We start from the raw sequence: 17,897 nt of genomic DNA, 5'->3' as shown, positions 1-17,897 counted from the left end.
ATCCCCTGAACCGGGGGGTGACGATTACAGCAATCGGTGCAAAGTATGCGCCGCCCTTGCAGAGGAGAATGACATGAAGCTCATCGGCGCATGCCTTGCCGCCGCCCTGCTGCTGACGCCAGGGATCGCAAGGGCTGATGAAGCCTCGGCGTGGAGCAAGTATGAGCGACGTGTCGACGGGATTCTGGACGCTCTTCATTCCGCATGGCGAACGGGCGAAACCTCCGATGGCACCCGCCAGCGGGTAAAAGCCTTGTGCCAAGGCGTGACCCGGGACAGCACTGGGGGCGAAGGCATAATGCTTCCGGGCTGGGCGCGCAGCCTGATCACGGCATGCAGCTATGTTGACGAGCTTGCCGGGATGAATGCCGACACGATCTGGTCGGCCAACGACCTCAGGGCCAACTGCAAGCAGATGAAGAAGGACGCCGGCGATATGCTACGAGCCAGACCGGTTGCTGTTGCACCGCAAGCGCACGAAAAGGCCTTGCATCTCGGCACCGACCTCATGTTCTTTTTCGAAGGCGGATGCAAACGGCGGCGGGACGCCCGCTCCGTCTATCACCTTTGATAACGGGCAAAGATACCGTGGCCTGCCGCCGTCACCGTCAATTGCGCCGCGTTGTTCGCATTGAAAAATTGGCGGGTGCACCAAATTCGGCGGACACTCGCGAACGCATGCGGACGCTAAGCTGCTCTTAATCAGCGGGTCCTAGGTTCGAGCCCTAAAAAAAGTGCGTCCACCATTTTTCCTTTGGAAATCGACGGCACCCTCATCGATCGAACCGTGAGCCCGGCTACGAAGTGGGCCAGCCATCCTATAGTGTCCGTCATTGGCCGTATAGCGGACCGGTAACTTTCGGAAGCAAGCTCGAAATAGCGGCTATAACTGCCGAGCCCTACCCGATGCCCGAATTGGCGGCATAGACCGTCCGCATTTAGGGCCATGGCTCATGCATCAGAGCCGGAAGTTCGAGGTTTGCAGCGAGCGCGAAGGGTGAGCAGAAAGCCGATCCACGAGCCGCAATAAAGGGACAAATCGACAGGATAGTCGAGCATGCCGGCGGAGCTGGCTGATGACGTGGGCACTGGACCGGAGCAAATGATCGCCGGCGCCGCTGACGGGTTCGGTGACTTCTTGAGTTTGCGACTGTCTGCGCGTGTGAAAGTTCCCACGCGCGCCATTGCAGTTCCATTCATGTCCCGATCTTCACCGCTACTCTGCGGCGCAGGGGGCCTGCCCAGCCCTTCTGCGGAGACGGCCCGAATCGGGCCCGTCCAATGCTGGCGGGAGGCTGCGGCATTTTTACCGGTTCTTGCGCCCCTCGATCAGTCCGTCAACGAGGCTGGGGTCGGCGAGGGTCGAGGTGTCGCCGAGCGATCCGAAATCATTTTCGGCGATCTTGCGCAGGATGCGGCGCATGATCTTGCCCGAGCGGGTCAGCGAAGCGGATTGGGCAAGCGCCATGTCCCTTGCACAGGACCGCTTCGGCGGCCTGGACATATTGGTCAACAACGCCGGCCTCTTCCTGATGAAATCGCTCGCGGATACCACCCTCGACGATTGGCGGCGCATCCATACCGTCAATGTCGAAGGGGTATTCCTCGGCTGTCGCTATGCGGCCCCTCTTCTCGCGGAACGGGCCAGCCTTTGGGCCGCCGGTGGTTCGATCATAAACCTGTCTTCGGTCGCCGGGCTGATCGGTTCGCCGAACACCAGCTGCTACAATGCGTCCAAGGGCGCCGTTCGCCTGTTCACCAAGGGGGTCGCCATTGAACTCGCCAGCCAAGGCATCCGCGTCAATTCGGTCCACCCCGGCGTCATTGACACGGTGATGGGCAGCGAACTGGTGGCGGGATTCTCCGATCGGCTCGGTGTCGTCGAGAGCGACGCCCGCGTCGCGGTAGGCGGACTGCACCCGCTCGGCCGCTTCGGACGCGATGCCGATGTCGCCGCCGCGGTTGCCTTTCTCGCTTCGGACGACGCCGCTTTCATGACCGGCTCGGAAATGGTCGTCGATGGCGGCATGACGGCCCAATAAGATTCGGCGGCCGGCTCCGCATTGCGGGACCGGCCGTCGACCATCATCATCAGCCAGTCGGTCTTCAGTCGCGATTGACGTCGACAACAGTTCGGCCGCGAATTTCCCCGGCCAGGATACGCGGCGCGCGCTCGATCACATCGGACAGCCCGATCTCCTCGACCATCGCCTCCAGCTTCGCTACGTCGAGATCGGTCGCGAGGCGCGCCCACGCCTCTTCGCGCGCCGCCATCGGCTGCATGACGCTGTCGACGCCCGACAAGGTGATGTCGCGCAGAATGAATGGAAACATCGTCGCGGGAAAGTCGATCCCATGCGCAAGCCCCGTGGCAGCGACCACGCCGCCATAACGAATGCCTGCGATGACATTGACCAGCGTATGACTGCCCGCCGTATCGATGGCGCCCGCCCAGCGCTGCCGCTGCATGGGTTCGCCGGGTGCCGCCAGTTCGGCCCGGTCGAGGATTTCCGCGGCGCCGAGCGATTTCAGATAATCCGCCTCGCTCATCCGGCCCGTTGCGGCGACGACCCGATAGCCGAGCTTGCTGAGCAGCGCGACCGCCACGCCGCCGACGCCGCCGCTCGCCCCGGTGACCAGAATATCGCCATCGTCGGGAAGAACCCCCAGCCTTTCCAGGCGGAGCACGCAAAGCATTGCCGTATATCCCGCTGTGCCGATGGCGGCGGCTTGGAACGGCGAAACATTGTCGGGCAGACGAACCAGCCAGTCGCCTTCCACCCGTACCCGCTGAGCAAGCCCGCCAAGATGGCGCTCGCCAAGACCGAACCCGTTGGCGACAACCCGGTCACCCTGCTGCCATCGCGGGTCCTCGCTATCAGCGACAACTCCCGCAAAATCGATGCCGGGGATCATCGGGAATTTGGTCACGAGCGACCGCTCGCCGGTGATCAACAGTCCGTCCTTATAGTTCATCGTCGAATATTCCACATCGACGACGACGTTGCCAACGGACAAAAGCCCGTCGTCGATCTCACGCAACGCGGCGACATGCTTATCATTTTCGCGCTCGATCAATATCGCTTTGGTCACGAACATTCCTTCTCGTAAGGGTGACGCCGGTCACCCCGGCCGTGGAATTCAAGGTTCGAACCCGATCGCACGCTCGTTCATCGCCATCTGAGCAACGAATGGAATGCCCTCCCCGGCCACACACTTATCCCTTTTCGCCATGGCAGCGATATTCGCGCCGGCGCCAGGCTACCAGTTTTGCCGCAGCCAAACGTCGGACGCGTCGGGGTGAGACCGGAAGAGTAAGAGAAGATCCCAACCGGCAGCTTTTGGGCCGCGTTCGGAAGGCCTGTTACGAGCAAGTTCCAGGCGCCTTGTCGCCGCAGATCCGTCCGACGCCCGCTTTCCGAGATCCGCTTAGGCCATCATCTGAACCGCGAACGCAGCGGCCGGCGACATACAATGAGGGGATGGGCCCCACAGCGTGACACCGACACCATTACGACCTATCTTGTGCCATGCTTAACATGGGCCAGTGCGACACCATGGGGCCGCAGCATATCACCCTGCACATCATCGGAATGTAGCCAACCAGCTCCAGCGGGCAGAGATATTCGCTTTGCCGTTTCACCGTGGTTGACGGCGATGATGAAGCGTTCGGCACCGCGCGCGCGCGTCATGAACTCGACACCGTCGACCGGCGTCATCAAGGGACGCGGCACGGCGGCCTCCGTGATCATCCAACGGGTAAAGCGGCCCTGCCCCTGCTGATCGAGAATGGCGCCAAGGTAGGCGATGCTGCCTCGTCCAACCTTTCGTCGCAGGAGGGCGGGCTGCCCCGAAAGCCAACCCTGATCGCTGCCGAAACGCCCCAGCACCTTAGTGTCGTCGGCGACGGGTTCGAGCACCTCGCCCCATATATGCGCAGTGGTGTCGCCAAATATCGCCGACATTGCAACTGGGCCGTCCAGCGGATAATAATAACCGACACGTCCGCCAAGCGAGGTCCCCAGCGGTCCGGGCTGGCGCATCGGCCACAGTGCGTTGTCGCCGTCCTTCATTCCCGATCGGGGACCGAGGACCAGATGGCCTCCCCGCTCGACATAAGCCTTCAGCCGTTCCGCGGTGTCGCCCGACAAGATATTGAGATTCGGCGCCACGACCAGGCGATAGCCTGCAAGATCCGCGTCGGGCGGAAGTACGTCCACTCGATAGCCATCGTCGGCGAACGGGCGATACCAGTCCGTGATCGTTGCGACGGGATCATAGTCGCGACTGTGCCGCTCCGCCTCGATCGCCCAACGGCTTTCCTGCGAGTAGAGCAGAGCGACCTCGGCTTTCTCGGGCTGCGTATCTTTCAACCACCGTGACATCGCCGCCATTTCGCGTGCCGTCCGCGCAATTTCATCGAAGACCGGCATCGGCTGCCCGTCGGGACCGACAAGCGTACCATGATATTGCTCCTGCCCGTTCAATGCGCTGCGCCACTGCCAGTAGAGGATCGCATCGGCGCCACGGCCGACCGCCTGCCACGCCAGTTCGCGCGTCTGGCCGGGGTCGAGCGATCGATTGAGCGCCCCCCAGTCAACGCGGCCGGGCTGGGTTTCCATGATCCAGAAATTGCGCTGCCTGTACCCACGAACGACGTCATGATGCAGGGCATTCGCGGTCCAGTCAGGACGGCCGTTCGGAACATAATCATCCCATGCGGCGAGATCGAGGCCGCGATGAACAAGATACTGGTCGAAATTATTGTTCCATGCGGTCGAGTTGGTGGTAACGAACTGCCGCCTGTCCGCGTGGGTGCGGATCGCGGCCGCCTGCTCGTCGACATATTCCGCCCAGAGGAAACTGGCGAACCGTTTGAAGTCGAGCAGCAGTGCCGGGTTCTGCGGTCCTTTCGACTTCAGCGGCACTTGATCGAAGCGCTGGTATCGCTGGCTCCAGTAATCGGTCGTCCAGCGCCGATTGAGTTCCTCGACCGTACCATAGCGCGCAGTGAGCCACCTCGCCCACCGTGCCTTCGCCTCGCGATCGAACGAAGGTACGCCAATCTCATTGTCGATCTGCCAACCCACCACGTCAGGGTTGCGCCCGTAACGCCGCGCCATCTCTCCCGCTATGCGCACCGTATAACGGCGATAGGTCGCGCTGGCGAAAGAGAACTGGCGGCGTTCGCCGTGCCCCTCGACGCTACCGTCCTCGTTGACCCGAAGCACGTCGGGATGCGCCTCGGTCAGCCAGACCGGCGGCGCGGCGGTCGGTGTGCCGAGCACGACGCGAATGCCATGGCGCCCGGCAAGCGCCACCGCGCGATCGATCCAGCCGAAATCGAATTCGCCATCGCGCGGTTCGAGCCGCGCCCAGGCGAACTCGCCGAGCCGCACGACCGAAACGCCCGCCCGCCGCATCAATGCGAGGTCCGCTTCCCATTGGCTTTCCGGCCATTGTTCGGGGTACCAGGAAACGCCGATCGAGAGCGGCGCGGCTTCGAAGGGTGCCAGCGTGGGGGCCGTCGTGGACAGTGTCTTCGCATGAAGAGGCTGCGTGGCCGGAAAGGTCAGAAGCACAATCATAACCAGCGCAAGAAATCCGCCCGCGCGCGGCGGAAATGGCTTCGACAATAGCCTCATATTGCCCGATTCCCTTCGCCTTCGATCGTAAAATGTGCTTCGAGTTCGGTTGCCGAACTGCCACCGACGTAAAGCGTGAAACTTCCCGGTTCGACTACCGGCCGGAGATCGTGGTCGAGCAACGCGAAATCGCGCGCGCCGAGCGTGAAACGGACCGGCTTTGTTTCGCCGGGCGCGAGCGCGACGCGAGCGAAACGCTTGAGCGCCTTCAATGGTCGCGTCGTGCTGGCGACATCGTCGCGCAGATAGAGCTGGACGACCTCCTCGACCGCATGCGCGCCCGCATTATGAACGGAAAAGCCTACCTGCAGCACGCCATCCGAAGCCAACCGCTCGCTCGACAACTCCAACCCCGCATAGCGCACCGGCGAATAGCCGAGACCATGTCCGAACGGATAAAGCGGAGTCCACGGCGCATCCACATATTTGGCGCTGTTCCGTTCGCTTTCGCTAGCCGGTCGCCCCGTGCTGCGTCGGTCATAATGGATGGGGATCTGACCCACGGCCCGCGGGAAGCTCATCGGTAGACGACCCGAGGGACTGACGTCGCCGAACAGGATGTCGGCGAGCGCGTGCCCCGCTTCGACGCCCGGATACCAGGCCCATAATATCGCGGGTGCGCGGTGTGCGAGGGTGTTGATGGTGAGCGGTCGGCCGGCGAAGATCACGACCGCGACAGGCTTTTCCAGCGCAAGGATCGTGTCGGCCATCGCCTGTTGGTCGGGCGCGAGGTCGAGCGCGACCCGGCTGCGCGCTTCGCCGCTCTCGTCCCAATGCTCGCCGATGCACAGGACGACGGCGTCGGCGCCGCGCGCGGCGTCCAGCGCCGCATCGCCGCCCGCAGCGCCGAAGATTTTCACCCTCGGGCCGAGCGCCGCCTTCACGCCTTCGAGCGGCGTGATCGCATCGCCGGCGACGCCCGTGGGGGCCCAGCTTCCGAGCATCGAGCGACGATCGTCGGCGAGCGGTCCGATGACCGCCACCGACCGCAGCGCTTTCGATAGAGGCAGGATATTGCCCTCGTTCTGCAACAGCACCATGCTCTTGCGCGCCAGATCGCGCGCGGCAGCACGATGCGCGGGGCGAAGCGTCTGGCGTTTGGCCCGCGCCGGGTTGCAGTTGCGATAGGGGTCGTCGAACAATCCCAGCACCGCCTTGGCCGACAGGATGCGGCGCACCGCCGCGTCGATACGTGCGACATCGACCTTCCCGCGCCGCGCCGCGCCCGGCAACGTATTGACATAGATGCCGCTCACCATGTCGACATCGATGCCCGCCTCCAGCGCGAGGATTCCGGCCGCCTCGTCGTTCGCTGCGACGCCGTGCGCCACGAGTTCGCGGACGCCCGTGTAATCGCTGACGATCAGGCCGTCGAAATGCCAGTCGCCGCGCAGTACGCCCGTCAGGAGATCGCGATTGGCGTGCATCGGTACGCCGTTGACCTCGTTGAACGCGACCATGACACTCGCGGCGCCGGCCGCGATCGCATCCCGGAAGGGAGGATAATAATATTCGGCGAGCCTTCGGTCGGATACATCGGCGACATCATAGTCGCGCCCGCCTTCGGCATCGCCATATGCGACGAAATGCTTGGCCGTCGCCAGCATCGCATCGGGGTCCGACAGACTCCGTCCCTGGAATCCCCGCACACGCGCCTCGGCAAAGCGGCAAGCGAGCTCGACATCCTCGCCCGCGCCTTCGACGACGCGGCCCCATCGCGGATCGCGCGCCATGTCGACCATGGGAGCATAGGTCCAGTGGAGGCCGTTGGCGGTCGCCTCGATCGCCGCGATCCGCGCCGCCGCTTCGGCCGCCGCCAGGTCGAAGCTCGCCGCTTCGCCGATCGGCACTGGAAAGATGGTGCGGAATCCGTGGATCACATCGTCGGCAAAGAGCAGCGGAATGCCGAGACGGGTTTCTTCGACCGCGATCCGCTGGAGGCGCCGGGTCGTTTCGGCGCCATAGACGCTCAGAAACGAGCCGACCCGGCCGGCACGGACATCGGCTTCGCTTCCAGCTGGCACGAAGGGGCCCGTGTCGTTCCGCTCGCCGCGCGCCTGAGCGAGCTGGCCAAGCTTTTCGTCGAGGGTCATGCGGGCCAGCAGCGCGTCCACGTCGGCCGCTGCGATGCGCGGTGCGGCGCGCGCACCGGCGCTCGACAGGATGGCTCCCGCGATCGCGCTCGCCTGCAGGAAATCGCGGCGGCTGACGCAGCCCTGCATATTACGCCCCCGAGCTATTTTACGGCATCTACGGCAGGACGCGTGCCGGTCTCGACCCAGCCTCGCAGCGCTTCCCAAGCCGCGGCCGACTGCTCGGGACTGAAGCCGCAATGTGTGTAGCCTTCGACTCCGCCGACCGGCAGCGGCGCCTTCGTGCCCGGCACCGTATATTGGACGAGCCGCTTTTCATTGCCCGCGGCCTTGACGATACGGCCCAGTGCTTCCGATTGTGCATAAGGGACGAGCGAGTCGATGCGATTGTGGATCGTCACCAACGGGACGCGAAAGCGCCCTGTTGCCTGATGCCAGTGGCGCGCATTGGCGACCGCGCGCGGGTCCGCGACAATGCGCTGGACCTTTGCGTTGAAGGCCGAGGCTTCCTCCGGCGTCATTTCGGGGCTCGCATAGACCTTGCCCATATTGCCATAGATATTGCCGCCGAGCGTCTGGTTGAGGTCATCCATGCCGAGCGTCGCGGTGACCAGCGGAAAGGCGATCGACGCCGGTTCAGGCTCGAACCCGCCGATCGAGGCCACCTGCTTCATGATGCGCGCCTCGCGCCCCGCCGGATTGGCCTGCGCTGCCTGCGCGAGCGCCAGCACGGGCATCGCGATCTGGCCGATCCGGCCCCAGCGAAACGCCTCGCTGGTTGCCGCCTCACCCGCAGGCGGGTCCATCGGCAAGGCCGAACGGGTCAGGTCCTGCTCACCGGGCAGCGCATAGGGCGTGCCTTCGGTGAGCAGATTATAGGCGGCGCGCATGTCGATGAGCTGGCCGAACAGGCTTTCCCATCCGTCGGTGACCCCGCAGGACGACAGTGCACCGGCAAAGGCTTTCGGATATTGTTCGATCAGCGACAGGGTGATGTTGCCGCCCATCGACGTGCCCGCGACCAGAAATCGTTTCGCGCCGAGTTTCGCGAGAAAGTCCCGCAGGCGCAGCGTGTTTTCGGTGGCGGTCTGAACCCCCATTCCGGGCTTGTCATAGGCGCTGTGGCCGGCAGCATATCCGTCGCGATAGGCTTCGAGCAGCACGCCGCTCGCGCCCGTTCCCTTGGCGAGCGGGTCGACCGCGACCGCGACGGGCGTTCCCGGAGTGGAATAGCCGTGGACATAGAGAAGCGCCTCGCGATTCCACTTCGCGGGAATAGCCACCGAGAACTGGTCGCCCGCCAGCTTGCCCGCAAGGATGAAGCCGCCATCGGGTGCAGCAAAGGTAGCGATATCCGTTGCGCCAAGCTTGCGAGCGTCCGCCGCCAGGACCGATTGCGCGGTGGTGAGAGCCGCGGGCTGAAGCTCCTCGGCGGATAGCGCGGCCGGAGTGGCCAGCACGAGAAGCACCGGAATCAGCCGGGCAAAATATCCGCCTCTACTCTTGCTATCCATTCACGCCTCCTGTCGTTATCGCCTCTATATCGGATGCGCCACCTCGGCGCGTTGCAAGCAGTTCGATCGTCACGCCGTTGGTCCATCCAAAACCCGTCTCGGTCGCATATTCGCCGCCCGATCCTGCAGCGCAGGCGACGACGTCATATTTTTCGAGAAGCTGGCCGCTCGCCTCATAATGGGCTCGGACCATCGCGAGCCAGCGCTCTGCGATCTCGTCGGCGAGCGTCATTTCGTCATAGCGGCGCAGACCGATAATCGCGATCCATTGCAGCGGGGCCCAGCCATTGGGAGCATCCCATTGCTGTCCGTTTTCACTTAACGTCGTCATCAATCCGCCCGGGCGGAGCAATCGTTCGAGCGCGACGGCCGTGCTGCGTCCCTGCGCGGCGGATGCAATACCGGCAAAGAGCGGAAAGGCGGCGGCAGCGGTCAATCGATCCGACACGCGGCCGCTGTCGAGATCGAAGTCCGCATAATGACCGCCTAGTGGATTCCATAAATGCGCCGCGACCGCCCGTCCGCGACGCTCGGCGCGCGCAGCAAAATCATACGACAGGTCATTCTCGCCAAGACCGGATGCGGCTTTCGAAATAGCCTGCTCAAGACCGAAAAGCAGGGCGTTGAGATCGACTGGAACTAGCCGGGTGGTGCGAATGCTCGTGAGCGCGCGCGGGTCGGCAAACCAGCGCGAACTGAAGTCCCATCCACTCTCCGCCGCGGCGCGAATGTCGCGCCAAAGCTCACCCCGATTGCGCGCAGGAGCTTCGTCCGCAAGCGCAACATCCTCGCGCCAGCTTTCGTCGCGTGGCCTGTCGCTGTCATCCCAATATCGATTGAGCAGCGCCCCGTCGTCCAGCCTCACGACACGTCGCCCTTCGCCTCCCGGCGCGAGATCCTCGGCGCCCGCCATCCAGAAGCGATGTTCCTTGCGCATCCAGTCCAATCGACGACGGCGGCCTTCGACGCTATCATCGCGCGATAGTGCAGCCATGAGGTGAAAAAAGGGCGGGTGCGACCGGGTCGTGTAATAGCTGCGCGTACCGTTCGGAATATGGCCGATCCGGTCGAGCAGGCTGCCGAAATCGCCGATCATATTCTCGATAAGATCGTAACGGCCCGATCGTGCCAAGCCGAGCATCGTGAAATAGCTGTCCCAGTAATACAGCTCGCGAAAACGGCCGCCGGGAACGACGTAGCTGTGAGGCAGCCATAGTTCCGAAGATCCGGGCGCGGGATTGGCGGACTCGCGGGTCAGGAGCGGCCAAAGCGCCGAGATATGCGCTGCAAGCTCAAGACCATCGGGTGAAGGCGTCGGCAAATCTTGCGGAATATCGAAGTTGGCGAACACGAAGTGCCGGAGGCCTTCGCTCGTTCCCGGTCGCTGTCTTTGCCAGTCGGCAAGGATCGCCGCGGGCGCGCGCAGCGGACGCGCATCGGCGAATGTCTTGGAATCTGGAAAAAGCCCCGTCTCCTGCACCGCAGCGAACAGCGGACCGAACAATTGGGCGGGTGTGTCTGTAACCATCATGCCGTAACCCCCGCGATCCGGCGACGCACAAGCGATAGCGCAAGCGCCACGAGCGCTATGGGTACCAGCAGAAAATAGAAGGCCGCCGCACCCGGGAGCGACTGGAACAGCAATCCGACGACGAACGAGCCAATCGTGCCGCCGAGGGCCGAGAAGATGACAATCAGCCCGATCATTGCGGCGTGCCTGTGTTGCGGCAGCGCACTGAGCGCGACCGAACAGACCGTCGGATAGATAGGCGCGAGAAACAGGCCGATCAGCGGGAAAAGATAGGCGGCGAATGGTGCATTCGCCCATCCCGTATCGGCGCGCGGTCGCACGCCTTCAGCCAATGGCAGCGCAGCGACGACCAGCAGCGCGAGCGCGGCGAGGCAGGCGAGAAGCACCGGCAGCCATGCGACGCGGCGCAGTACGAGCCCCGAAAGCAAGCGCCCGAGCGCGAGCGCTGCGACGAAGATGCTCGACATCTGGACGCTGGTCGTCGCGGGCAGATGAAGGATTTCGCGGTTGAAGGTTGGAAGCCAGGTTCCCACACCCTGTTCGATCAGGACATAAAGAAACAGCGTAGCGAGCACGGCGACGGTGGCGGGCAAGACCGCGAGGGCAAGCATGTCTTTCCATCCCGCTGCAACAGAGGCACTCCGCTTCGCGACCGGCACAGGAGCTTCATCGAGCCGGATGCCGAGCCAGGCGCACGACGTCACGACGCACAGCGCGGCAAGCAGCCAATAGACGCGCAGCCAATCGCCCGCGTCGATGAACCAGCCGAAAATCCACGCGCCAGCGAGGACGCCACCCATGAACACCCCTTCGACGAGTCCGGTGATGCTTGCATGGTCGGCGGGATTGCGCGCTATCAGCCCGATGGTTGAATAGGTTGCAATCTTGGTAATCCCGAACGACAGGCCAGTGAGCACGAATAGCGCCTGCATCGCAATGAAATTCGTCGCGAACGACGCCAGCAGGCAGGCGGTCGCCATCAGCACGAGCACAGCGACCAGCGACCAGCGATAACCGAATGCCGGCACCGCAGCGACAAGAAGGAGAGAGGCGGCGACGACTGACAGGTCCTTGCACGCCTCGAGCGTCGACCCCATCAGCTTGGTCGCGCCGAAATGGGCGATCGACTGGAGAATGACGATGCCGACGCTGTTCATCATCAAGCCGAGCAGCGCATAGGTCAGAGCGAGGGTTATGATTGTGCGTGTTCGCATCAGCGCGCGCGCCGTCCCAGATGCCGATCGAAGAAGGAGGCGATGAGCCCGTAGGCCTCGGTGGACTCAGGCATATCCGGCCAGACGAAGAAGGCGTGCGGTAGCCCGTCGAACAGATGGAGCTCGCTTTCCACGCCCGCCGCCGCAAGACGACGATGCGCGAGCGTCAGCGCGCTCGCGGCGAAATCGCGACCGCCCGCGAGCAGCAGCGTCGGCGGCATCGCCTTCACCTCCGCGTCGGACACCAGCGGATAGGCGGTGGCATCGCCGGGCGCCGCGTCCTGCATATAGGGGAGCGGCAGGACGTCGGGGAGCGCCGGCGCCGCGAGCACCGCGCCGCCGGTGATCGGACCCGCCAGGTAAGGACTGTCGCCCGAATAGGGCGCGCCGGTCCCGCAGAAGGTGCCTATGGCCCCCGGGCGCGACAGTTTTTCACGGCGAATCCACGCCGTCGCCTGCGCCGTGATGACCCCGCCCGCCGAACAGCCGTAGATGCCGATGTTGGCGGCCGGATATTGCCCCAGCAACGCCTTGTAGACGGCGGTCACGTCTTCGGAAGCGGCGGGGTAACGATGTTCGGGCGACAGACGATAATCAACCGTCACCACCCTGATCCCCATCGTCGCGGCGATCGGGATCGCCTCGACCAGCGCCCCGCTGCCCGATCCCCACATGAACGCTCCGCCGTGAACATTGATGAGAACGCGGCCTTTTTGGCTCCCCGCCACGCCGCTCGCCGGCTCGACGACATCGACTGTGACGCCGTTCATTGTCGTACGCCATTCGCGGGTACGGAAATGGCGACGCATCTCGGCGAGCCTGTCATCATTGTAGCGACCATAGAAGGCGCGCTGCCGAGCGACGTCGCCGACGATCTCGGCGGGCGCCGTAGCCTGCTTCATGCGTTCGAGGACCTGCCGCGCCTCCTCGCTGAGCTGGTTCGACGCCGGGAGATTGAACGCCGGAACCGAAGTCTGCGACGCAGCGGGTGAAGCCGCCAGAAGCGCGGCGAGGATCAGTATCTTTCTCATTTTTCCGCTCCCAGACTTGCGATGAAAAACCGCGCCATCACGGCGAAGGCCGCATCGGTTTCGGGCGCGTCGATATAAGCCCAGAAGGCGTGCGGTAGTCCGTCGAACACGATGAGCTTCGCGGGCGAGCCCGCCCCGTCGAGCGCGCGGCAGAAGTCGGCGGTGCCGCTGAGGAGGAAATCGCGCGTGCTCGCGAGGCAGAGCGTCGCCGGCCAGCCGGCGAGGTCCCCGCGTTGCGGCGAGACGAGCGGATCATGCGTCGTCCGCTCTCCTGCATAGAGGCGCGCGAGCGCATCGACGCCGGACGCGTCGGCGAATAGCCCCGCGCTGTCGCCGACCGCCGACAGATCGGCAGCGCCCGAGAAAAAGCCGAGCGCGGCGGGCTGCGGCAGCTTGTCGGCGCGCAATCGCGCGACGAGTTCGGCCGACAGGATCGCGCCCGCCGATGTGCCGTAAACGCCTATCGCTTTCGGATCATGCTCCTTCAATAACGCGCGATAAACGGCGACCGCATCCTCGACCCCGGCGGGAAAGCCGTTTTCGGGCGCGAGACGATAGCGCACCGCGACCACGCGATAGCCGGTGAGCGCCGCCACCGCTGCATTCTCGCTGATGGACCCCGCATCGACGAGGAATCCGCCGCCGTGCAAGTTGAGGAGAACCGGATCCTTGGCAGCGCCCTTCGCCGGCGTGAAAAAACGCACGGGGACACCCGCGATCACGTCGTCCTTCATGGTCACGCCGTAGCGCGCGAGCCGCGGCGCGCCGATCTCCTGCTGGATCGCATCGGCGCGGGCGCGGCGCCCCTCGATCGTCGCGGGTTCTGGCGGTCGTGCGTCGTTCGCCTCCAGCCCCGCGCGCGCCTCGGCGGACAGGAAGGATGGCCACGGCGCCTTGACGAGTTGCGCCGACGCGGCGGGCGCCAGCGCCAGACCCAGAAGAAGCGTCAGCCAGGGTCGTATCATGATCTTGCCCTCACCAGATCGGCATAGAGACGCGCGCTCGGTTTCGGCGTGCGGCGAAAATTTCCGCGATCGACGGCGACCAGCCCGAAATGCTGGGCGTACCCGCGCCGCCATTCGAAATTGTCAAGCAGCGACCAGTGGATATAGCCGAGCACGGGCACGCCTTCCTTTCGCGCCGCATCGAGCGCGTCGATGGCAGCGGGCAGATAGCGGCAGCGCTGCGCGTCATCGGCGGCGGCGATCCCGTTTTCGGTCACGAACACGGGCCGCCCGGTCCGGGCGTGCGCATGACGGACGCTGGCACCGAGGGCCTGCGGATAAAATTCGTCTCCGCTCTGGGTAAGCTCTGCACCGGCGGGCGGCGACAGGACCGCATCGCGTCCGAAGCGCAGCCGCCCATAGGTCTGGACGCCGATGAAATCATCCTCGCGCGCCGCAGCGAGGAAAGGGTCCTCGGCATGGCGGCGATAGGCAGCAATCGCGTTATCGTCACCCTGCGCGTCGGGCAGCGCGAGGCTCAATCCGACAAGCGCGGCGGGATCGTTCGCTTTCCATGCCGCGCGGGCGTTACGGTGTCCGGCAAGCAGCCGTTCGAGGTCGGCGTCGTCGCCGCGCGAGTAGACCCAGACGTCGAACCGTTCCGACCCGGTCGTGCGCGCCGCCGCCGCGAGCATAGCGTCCAGTCCTTCGCGCACCGGATCGGCAAGCGGCGTCGGCGCCCAGCGCCCCATCAACGGCAGATTGGGTTCGTTGAACGTCACCACGTGCCGAGCCAGTCCCGCGAGCCGGCGCCCGACCATGTCGGCGAAATGTGCGAACCGTGAAGGCGCCTCCGCGTCGCTCCAGCCCCCCGCCGCCGCGAACCAGCGCGGCGACGTGAAATGGCTGAGCGTCACGACGGGGGCAAGTCCGGCATCGCAGCAAGCCGCGGCGACGCGCGCATAATGGTCGAGCCAGGCGCGGCTGAACTGACCACGCGCGGGCTCGATCCGCGACCATTCGACCGAAAAGCGATAGGCGTTGAGCCCCAGCGCCTTCACGATCGCAATGTCCTCCTGCCAGCGGTTCAAGCTGTCGCACGCATCCCCCGACGGCACGGCGAAGCGGGTTTCGCGCACTTGCTCGAGCAGCCAAATGTCAGCGGCGACATTGCTGCCCTCGACCTGATGCCCTGCCGTCGCGGTGCCCCACAGAAAAGACGCAGCGGCTCTCAACGGGCGCCGGTTCCGCCAGCGCGCGCGATCGCGCCGAGCCGCTTCGCACTGGGCTTGACCGTGCGTTTGAAGGTCTGACGATCGACGGCCACGAGACCGAATTTCGGGCCGTATCCCGAGAACCACTCGAAATTGTCGAGTAGCGACCAGTGAATATAGCCAAGCACCGGCACCCCATCCTTGCGCGCCGCCTCGACCGAGGCGATCGCTTCCGGGATGAAGCGCTCGCGCTCCGCGTCGTCGGCGGCGTCGATGCCGTTTTCGGTCACCATTACCGGCAAGCCGGTCGCCTCATGCGCGTAGCGCACGACATTGCCGACCGCTGCAGGATACCATTCGCCGCCGCCCGGCCGGCGCGGTACGTCGGCGGGGATTTCGACGTCGCGTTCGGCCCCGACATAGGCACGGCCATAAGTCTGCACGCCGACGAAGTCATCCTTGTCCATCACCGCGAAGAAGGGACCGTAGACGTCTGCGCGCTTGCGCTCGATCGCACTGTTTTCCACGACCGCGACATTGTCGGGAATGGCAAGGCTCAATCCGATCGGAAGGTCGCCGCGCGCCGCGCGGATCGCTTCGCGGCCCTTGACATGCGCGGCAGTGACGCCCGGGATCATCGGCGCCGGATCGCCCGTGTTGAGTAACGAGAAACGGTCGGAACCGCTCGCCTTCGCCGCCGCCGCGACGCAGGCGGCGATGCGATCCATGAAGGCAGGCGGCGGCGGGCTCGCCGACCAGCGCCCGCCCAGCGCCAGATTGGGTTCGTTGAAGGTCAATGCGTGGCTCATCCCCGCCGCCATCGCACGCGCGACCTTGTCGCAATAGCGAGCGAACAAATCGGGTGCATCGCTATTCTCCCACCCTCCCGCCGCCGCGAACCAGCGTGGCGTGGTGAAATGGTTGAAGGTGACGACCGGCGCGAGGCCCTGTTCGCGGCAACGATCGACGATGCGCGCGTAATGATCGAGATAGGCCTGGCTGAACTGTCCCGGTGCGGGCTCGATCCGCGACCATTCGACGGAGAAGCGATATGCGTTGAGCCCCAGCGCCTTCACGATCGCGACGTCCTCGCGCCAACGGTGCAGGCTGTCGCACGCGTCGCCCGACGGTTCGGCAAACACCGTCGGATCGACTTGTTCGAGCAGCCAGATGTCGGCATTGACATTGTTGCCCTCAACCTGATGTCCGGCAGTCGCAGCTCCCCACAGGAATGGCTTCGCGGGTTTCGACGCCGCGCTCACTCGGCCGCTCGCCACCGTCGCGATAGCAGCAGCGCCCAGGCCAAGCATGTGCCGACGATCGAGTGCGAGCCGGTCTTCGGTCACTTTACCGCCTCCGGTCCCGGACGGCGGCCGGTGCGTACCCATGCGCGCATCGCATCGAAGGCATCGGCGTTCTGCTTGGGTGAAAAGCCACAGTGGGTATAGCCGTCGAAGCCCCCGGGCAGCGGCATCTTCGTAGGCGGCACGGCATATTGCGCTATTCGTGCGCCATTACCTGCCGCAGCGACGATCCGCCCCAATCCTTCCGACTGGGAAAAGGGTACCAGCGAGTCGATCGTCTGGTGCACGGTGACCAGCGGAACGCGAAATTTTCCGGTTGGTTCGTGCCATTGCCGCGCATAGGCAATGGCGTGCGGAGCGGCGTTGTAACGCTGCATGCGCCGATTGAAATCGGCTGTCTCCTCCGCGCTCATTTCCGGGGGCGCATAGGTCTTTGAGCCGTTGCCGATCGGCAAACCGCCCATCGTCGCGACGATATCGTCCATACCGAGAACCGCCGCATAAACGGGCGCGCCGATCGCCGCCGGGTCGGGCGCGAAGCCGCCCACTGCCGCGACCTGCCGAATGATCCGCGCCTCGCGCCCGTCAGGCCTCGCCTTGGCCGCCTGGAACAGCGCGAAGATCGGCATCAGGATGCGCATCTTCTGCTGCGCGCGAAAGGCATCCCCGGAGTTCGGGTCGCCCGCAGGCGGCTCAGTCGGCAATCCCGAACGCGTCAGATCATGCGCACCGGGAAGCGCATAGGGCGTTCCTTCGGTCAGAAGATCATAAGCGCCGCGCGTGTCGGCGAGTTGCTGGACGAGCGGCCGCCAGCCCTCGGTCACGCCGCACATCGATACCGCGCCCGCGAACGCCTTCGGATAGAGCTCTATCAGCGCCAGAACGATGCTGCCGCCCATCGATCCGCCGACGGCATAATGCCGCTTCGCACCGAGCCGCGTTGTCAGCGCGTGTAACCGCATCGCGTTCTTGGCGCCGCTTTCGGTCGCAATTCCCGATTTGTCGAACGCCGCGACGCCGACCGCGAGGCCCTCGCCATAAATATGCCGCAGGACGCCGCCGCTTTCGGACGGCGCGGTCGGATCTTCGGGCACCTTCGGGGTCGAATCGGGTGTCGCATACCCCTGCCCGATCAGCACGACCTCGCGGTTCCAGTTCGCCGGAATGGCGAGCACGAAGATACGCCCGTCGAGCTTGCCGTTCACAATCATCCCGCCGTCCGGAGCCGGACGCGTCGTGATGTCGGTCGCCCCCGCGCGGCGCGCCTTGGCGACAAGCGCCGCCTGCGCGGCGTCGGGAACGAAGACGCCCGGCGCAGAGGCGGAGGCGACTGCCTGCCCAGCCTGCGCCGGCCCCGAAAGGCCGATCGCCAGCGCTAGGAAGAAGGGGAAAGCAGATCGCGTCATC

At 64.8% G+C, this 17,897-nt stretch carries 14 protein-coding genes; 2 read left to right on the top strand and 12 right to left on the bottom strand.

All coding sequences use genetic code 11. The features are described from left to right. The first annotated feature begins 73 nt into the window (after positions 1-73). On the top strand, positions 74-571 hold the full coding sequence (locus tag QOL79_RS15715; protein ID WP_212596805.1) for a hypothetical protein: 498 nt from the start codon (positions 74-76) through the stop codon (positions 569-571). 735 nt (positions 572-1,306) lie between these two features. Here the strand turns inward: QOL79_RS15715 and QOL79_RS15710 are convergent. Next, positions 1,307-1,468, bottom strand: coding sequence for a hypothetical protein (locus tag QOL79_RS15710; RefSeq protein WP_158500099.1), 162 nt, complete (start codon positions 1,466-1,468; stop codon positions 1,307-1,309). On the opposite strand from QOL79_RS15710, the gene QOL79_RS15705 reads away from it, so the two are divergent. After that, positions 1,467-2,042: an SDR family NAD(P)-dependent oxidoreductase gene (locus QOL79_RS15705; RefSeq protein WP_054588729.1), complete on the top strand. Its 576-nt coding sequence runs from the start codon at positions 1,467-1,469 to the stop codon at positions 2,040-2,042. The two genes, QOL79_RS15710 and QOL79_RS15705, sit on opposite strands and share 2 nt — an antisense overlap. Positions 2,043-2,106: 64 nt before the next feature. On the opposite strand, the gene acuI is transcribed toward QOL79_RS15705, so the two are convergent. The 11 genes from acuI to QOL79_RS15650 form a co-directional block, all read right to left on the bottom strand. Continuing rightward, positions 2,107-3,093, bottom strand: coding sequence for an acrylyl-CoA reductase (NADPH) (gene acuI / locus QOL79_RS15700; RefSeq protein WP_054590310.1), 987 nt, complete (start codon positions 3,091-3,093; stop codon positions 2,107-2,109). Between the two features lie 425 nt (positions 3,094-3,518). After that, on the bottom strand, positions 3,519-5,636 hold the full coding sequence (locus tag QOL79_RS15695; RefSeq protein ID WP_082665240.1) for a beta-galactosidase: 2,118 nt from the start codon (positions 5,634-5,636) through the stop codon (positions 3,519-3,521). Positions 5,637-5,641: 5 nt separating this feature from the next. Further along, positions 5,642-7,867, bottom strand: coding sequence for a glycoside hydrolase family 3 N-terminal domain-containing protein (locus QOL79_RS15690; protein WP_054588730.1), 2,226 nt, complete (start codon positions 7,865-7,867; stop codon positions 5,642-5,644). A gap of 14 nt (positions 7,868-7,881) precedes the next feature. Then, complete coding sequence (locus QOL79_RS15685; RefSeq protein WP_054588731.1) at positions 7,882-9,252, bottom strand: alpha/beta hydrolase; 1,371 nt, start codon at positions 9,250-9,252, stop codon at positions 7,882-7,884. Continuing rightward, entirely contained in the window at positions 9,245-10,783 is a 1,539-nt protein-coding gene (gene treA / locus QOL79_RS15680) for an alpha,alpha-trehalase TreA (protein WP_054588732.1), read from the bottom strand. The genes QOL79_RS15685 and treA overlap by 8 nt, the downstream gene beginning before the upstream one ends. After that, positions 10,780-11,997 (bottom strand): MFS transporter, encoded by a 1,218-nt coding sequence (locus QOL79_RS15675; protein WP_234715578.1) that lies wholly within the window; start codon positions 11,995-11,997, stop codon positions 10,780-10,782. Before QOL79_RS15675 ends, treA begins: the two co-directional genes overlap by 4 nt. Beyond that, positions 11,997-13,028 carry an alpha/beta hydrolase gene (locus tag QOL79_RS15670; protein ID WP_054588734.1) on the bottom strand — a complete coding sequence of 344 codons (1,032 nt, stop codon included), beginning with the start codon at positions 13,026-13,028 and terminating at the stop codon, positions 11,997-11,999. The genes QOL79_RS15675 and QOL79_RS15670 overlap by 1 nt, the downstream gene beginning before the upstream one ends. Beyond that, positions 13,025-13,993: an alpha/beta hydrolase gene (locus QOL79_RS15665; protein WP_054588735.1), complete on the bottom strand. Its 969-nt coding sequence runs from the start codon at positions 13,991-13,993 to the stop codon at positions 13,025-13,027. Before QOL79_RS15665 ends, QOL79_RS15670 begins: the two co-directional genes overlap by 4 nt. Then, the gene (locus QOL79_RS15660; RefSeq protein ID WP_201022964.1) at positions 13,990-15,207 is read right to left on the bottom strand and encodes a glycoside hydrolase family 1 protein; all 1,218 of its coding nucleotides are present in this window, start codon (positions 15,205-15,207) and stop codon (positions 13,990-13,992) included. The genes QOL79_RS15665 and QOL79_RS15660 overlap by 4 nt, the downstream gene beginning before the upstream one ends. Next, positions 15,204-16,532: a glycoside hydrolase family 1 protein gene (locus QOL79_RS15655; protein ID WP_234715579.1), complete on the bottom strand. Its 1,329-nt coding sequence runs from the start codon at positions 16,530-16,532 to the stop codon at positions 15,204-15,206. Before QOL79_RS15655 ends, QOL79_RS15660 begins: the two co-directional genes overlap by 4 nt. Further along, positions 16,529-17,896, bottom strand: a complete 1,368-nt coding sequence (locus QOL79_RS15650; RefSeq protein WP_149037677.1) for an alpha/beta fold hydrolase — start codon at positions 17,894-17,896, stop codon at positions 16,529-16,531. The genes QOL79_RS15655 and QOL79_RS15650 overlap by 4 nt, the downstream gene beginning before the upstream one ends. Position 17,897 lies beyond the last annotated feature (1 nt).

It is taken from the genome of Sphingopyxis sp. Geo48, from assembly GCF_949769155.1.
Classification (GTDB): Bacteria; Pseudomonadota; Alphaproteobacteria; order Sphingomonadales; family Sphingomonadaceae; genus Sphingopyxis.
Note: the sequence above shows the minus strand (reverse complement) of the source record. Positions and strands in the feature narration are given on the sequence as shown.

Excerpts from the sequence above, each read along its gene's own strand:
- QOL79_RS15715 (WP_212596805.1), top strand. The coding sequence starts at position 74 with ATGAAGCTCATCGGCGCATGCCTTGCCGCCGCCCTGCTGCTGACGCCA.
- QOL79_RS15705 (WP_054588729.1), top strand. The coding sequence starts at position 1,467 with ATGTCCCTTGCACAGGACCGCTTCGGCGGCCTGGACATATTGGTCAAC.
- QOL79_RS15710 (WP_158500099.1), bottom strand. The coding sequence starts at position 1,468 with ATGGCGCTTGCCCAATCCGCTTCGCTGACCCGCTCGGGCAAGATCATG.
- QOL79_RS15690 (WP_054588730.1), bottom strand. The coding sequence starts at position 7,867 with ATGCAGGGCTGCGTCAGCCGCCGCGATTTCCTGCAGGCGAGCGCGATC.
- QOL79_RS15685 (WP_054588731.1), bottom strand. The coding sequence starts at position 9,252 with ATGGATAGCAAGAGTAGAGGCGGATATTTTGCCCGGCTGATTCCGGTG.
- treA (WP_054588732.1), bottom strand. The coding sequence starts at position 10,783 with ATGATGGTTACAGACACACCCGCCCAATTGTTCGGTCCGCTGTTCGCT.
- QOL79_RS15675 (WP_234715578.1), bottom strand. The coding sequence starts at position 11,997 with ATGCGAACACGCACAATCATAACCCTCGCTCTGACCTATGCGCTGCTC.
- QOL79_RS15670 (WP_054588734.1), bottom strand. The coding sequence starts at position 13,028 with ATGAGAAAGATACTGATCCTCGCCGCGCTTCTGGCGGCTTCACCCGCT.
- QOL79_RS15665 (WP_054588735.1), bottom strand. The coding sequence starts at position 13,993 with ATGATACGACCCTGGCTGACGCTTCTTCTGGGTCTGGCGCTGGCGCCC.
- QOL79_RS15650 (WP_149037677.1), bottom strand. The coding sequence starts at position 17,896 with ATGACGCGATCTGCTTTCCCCTTCTTCCTAGCGCTGGCGATCGGCCTT.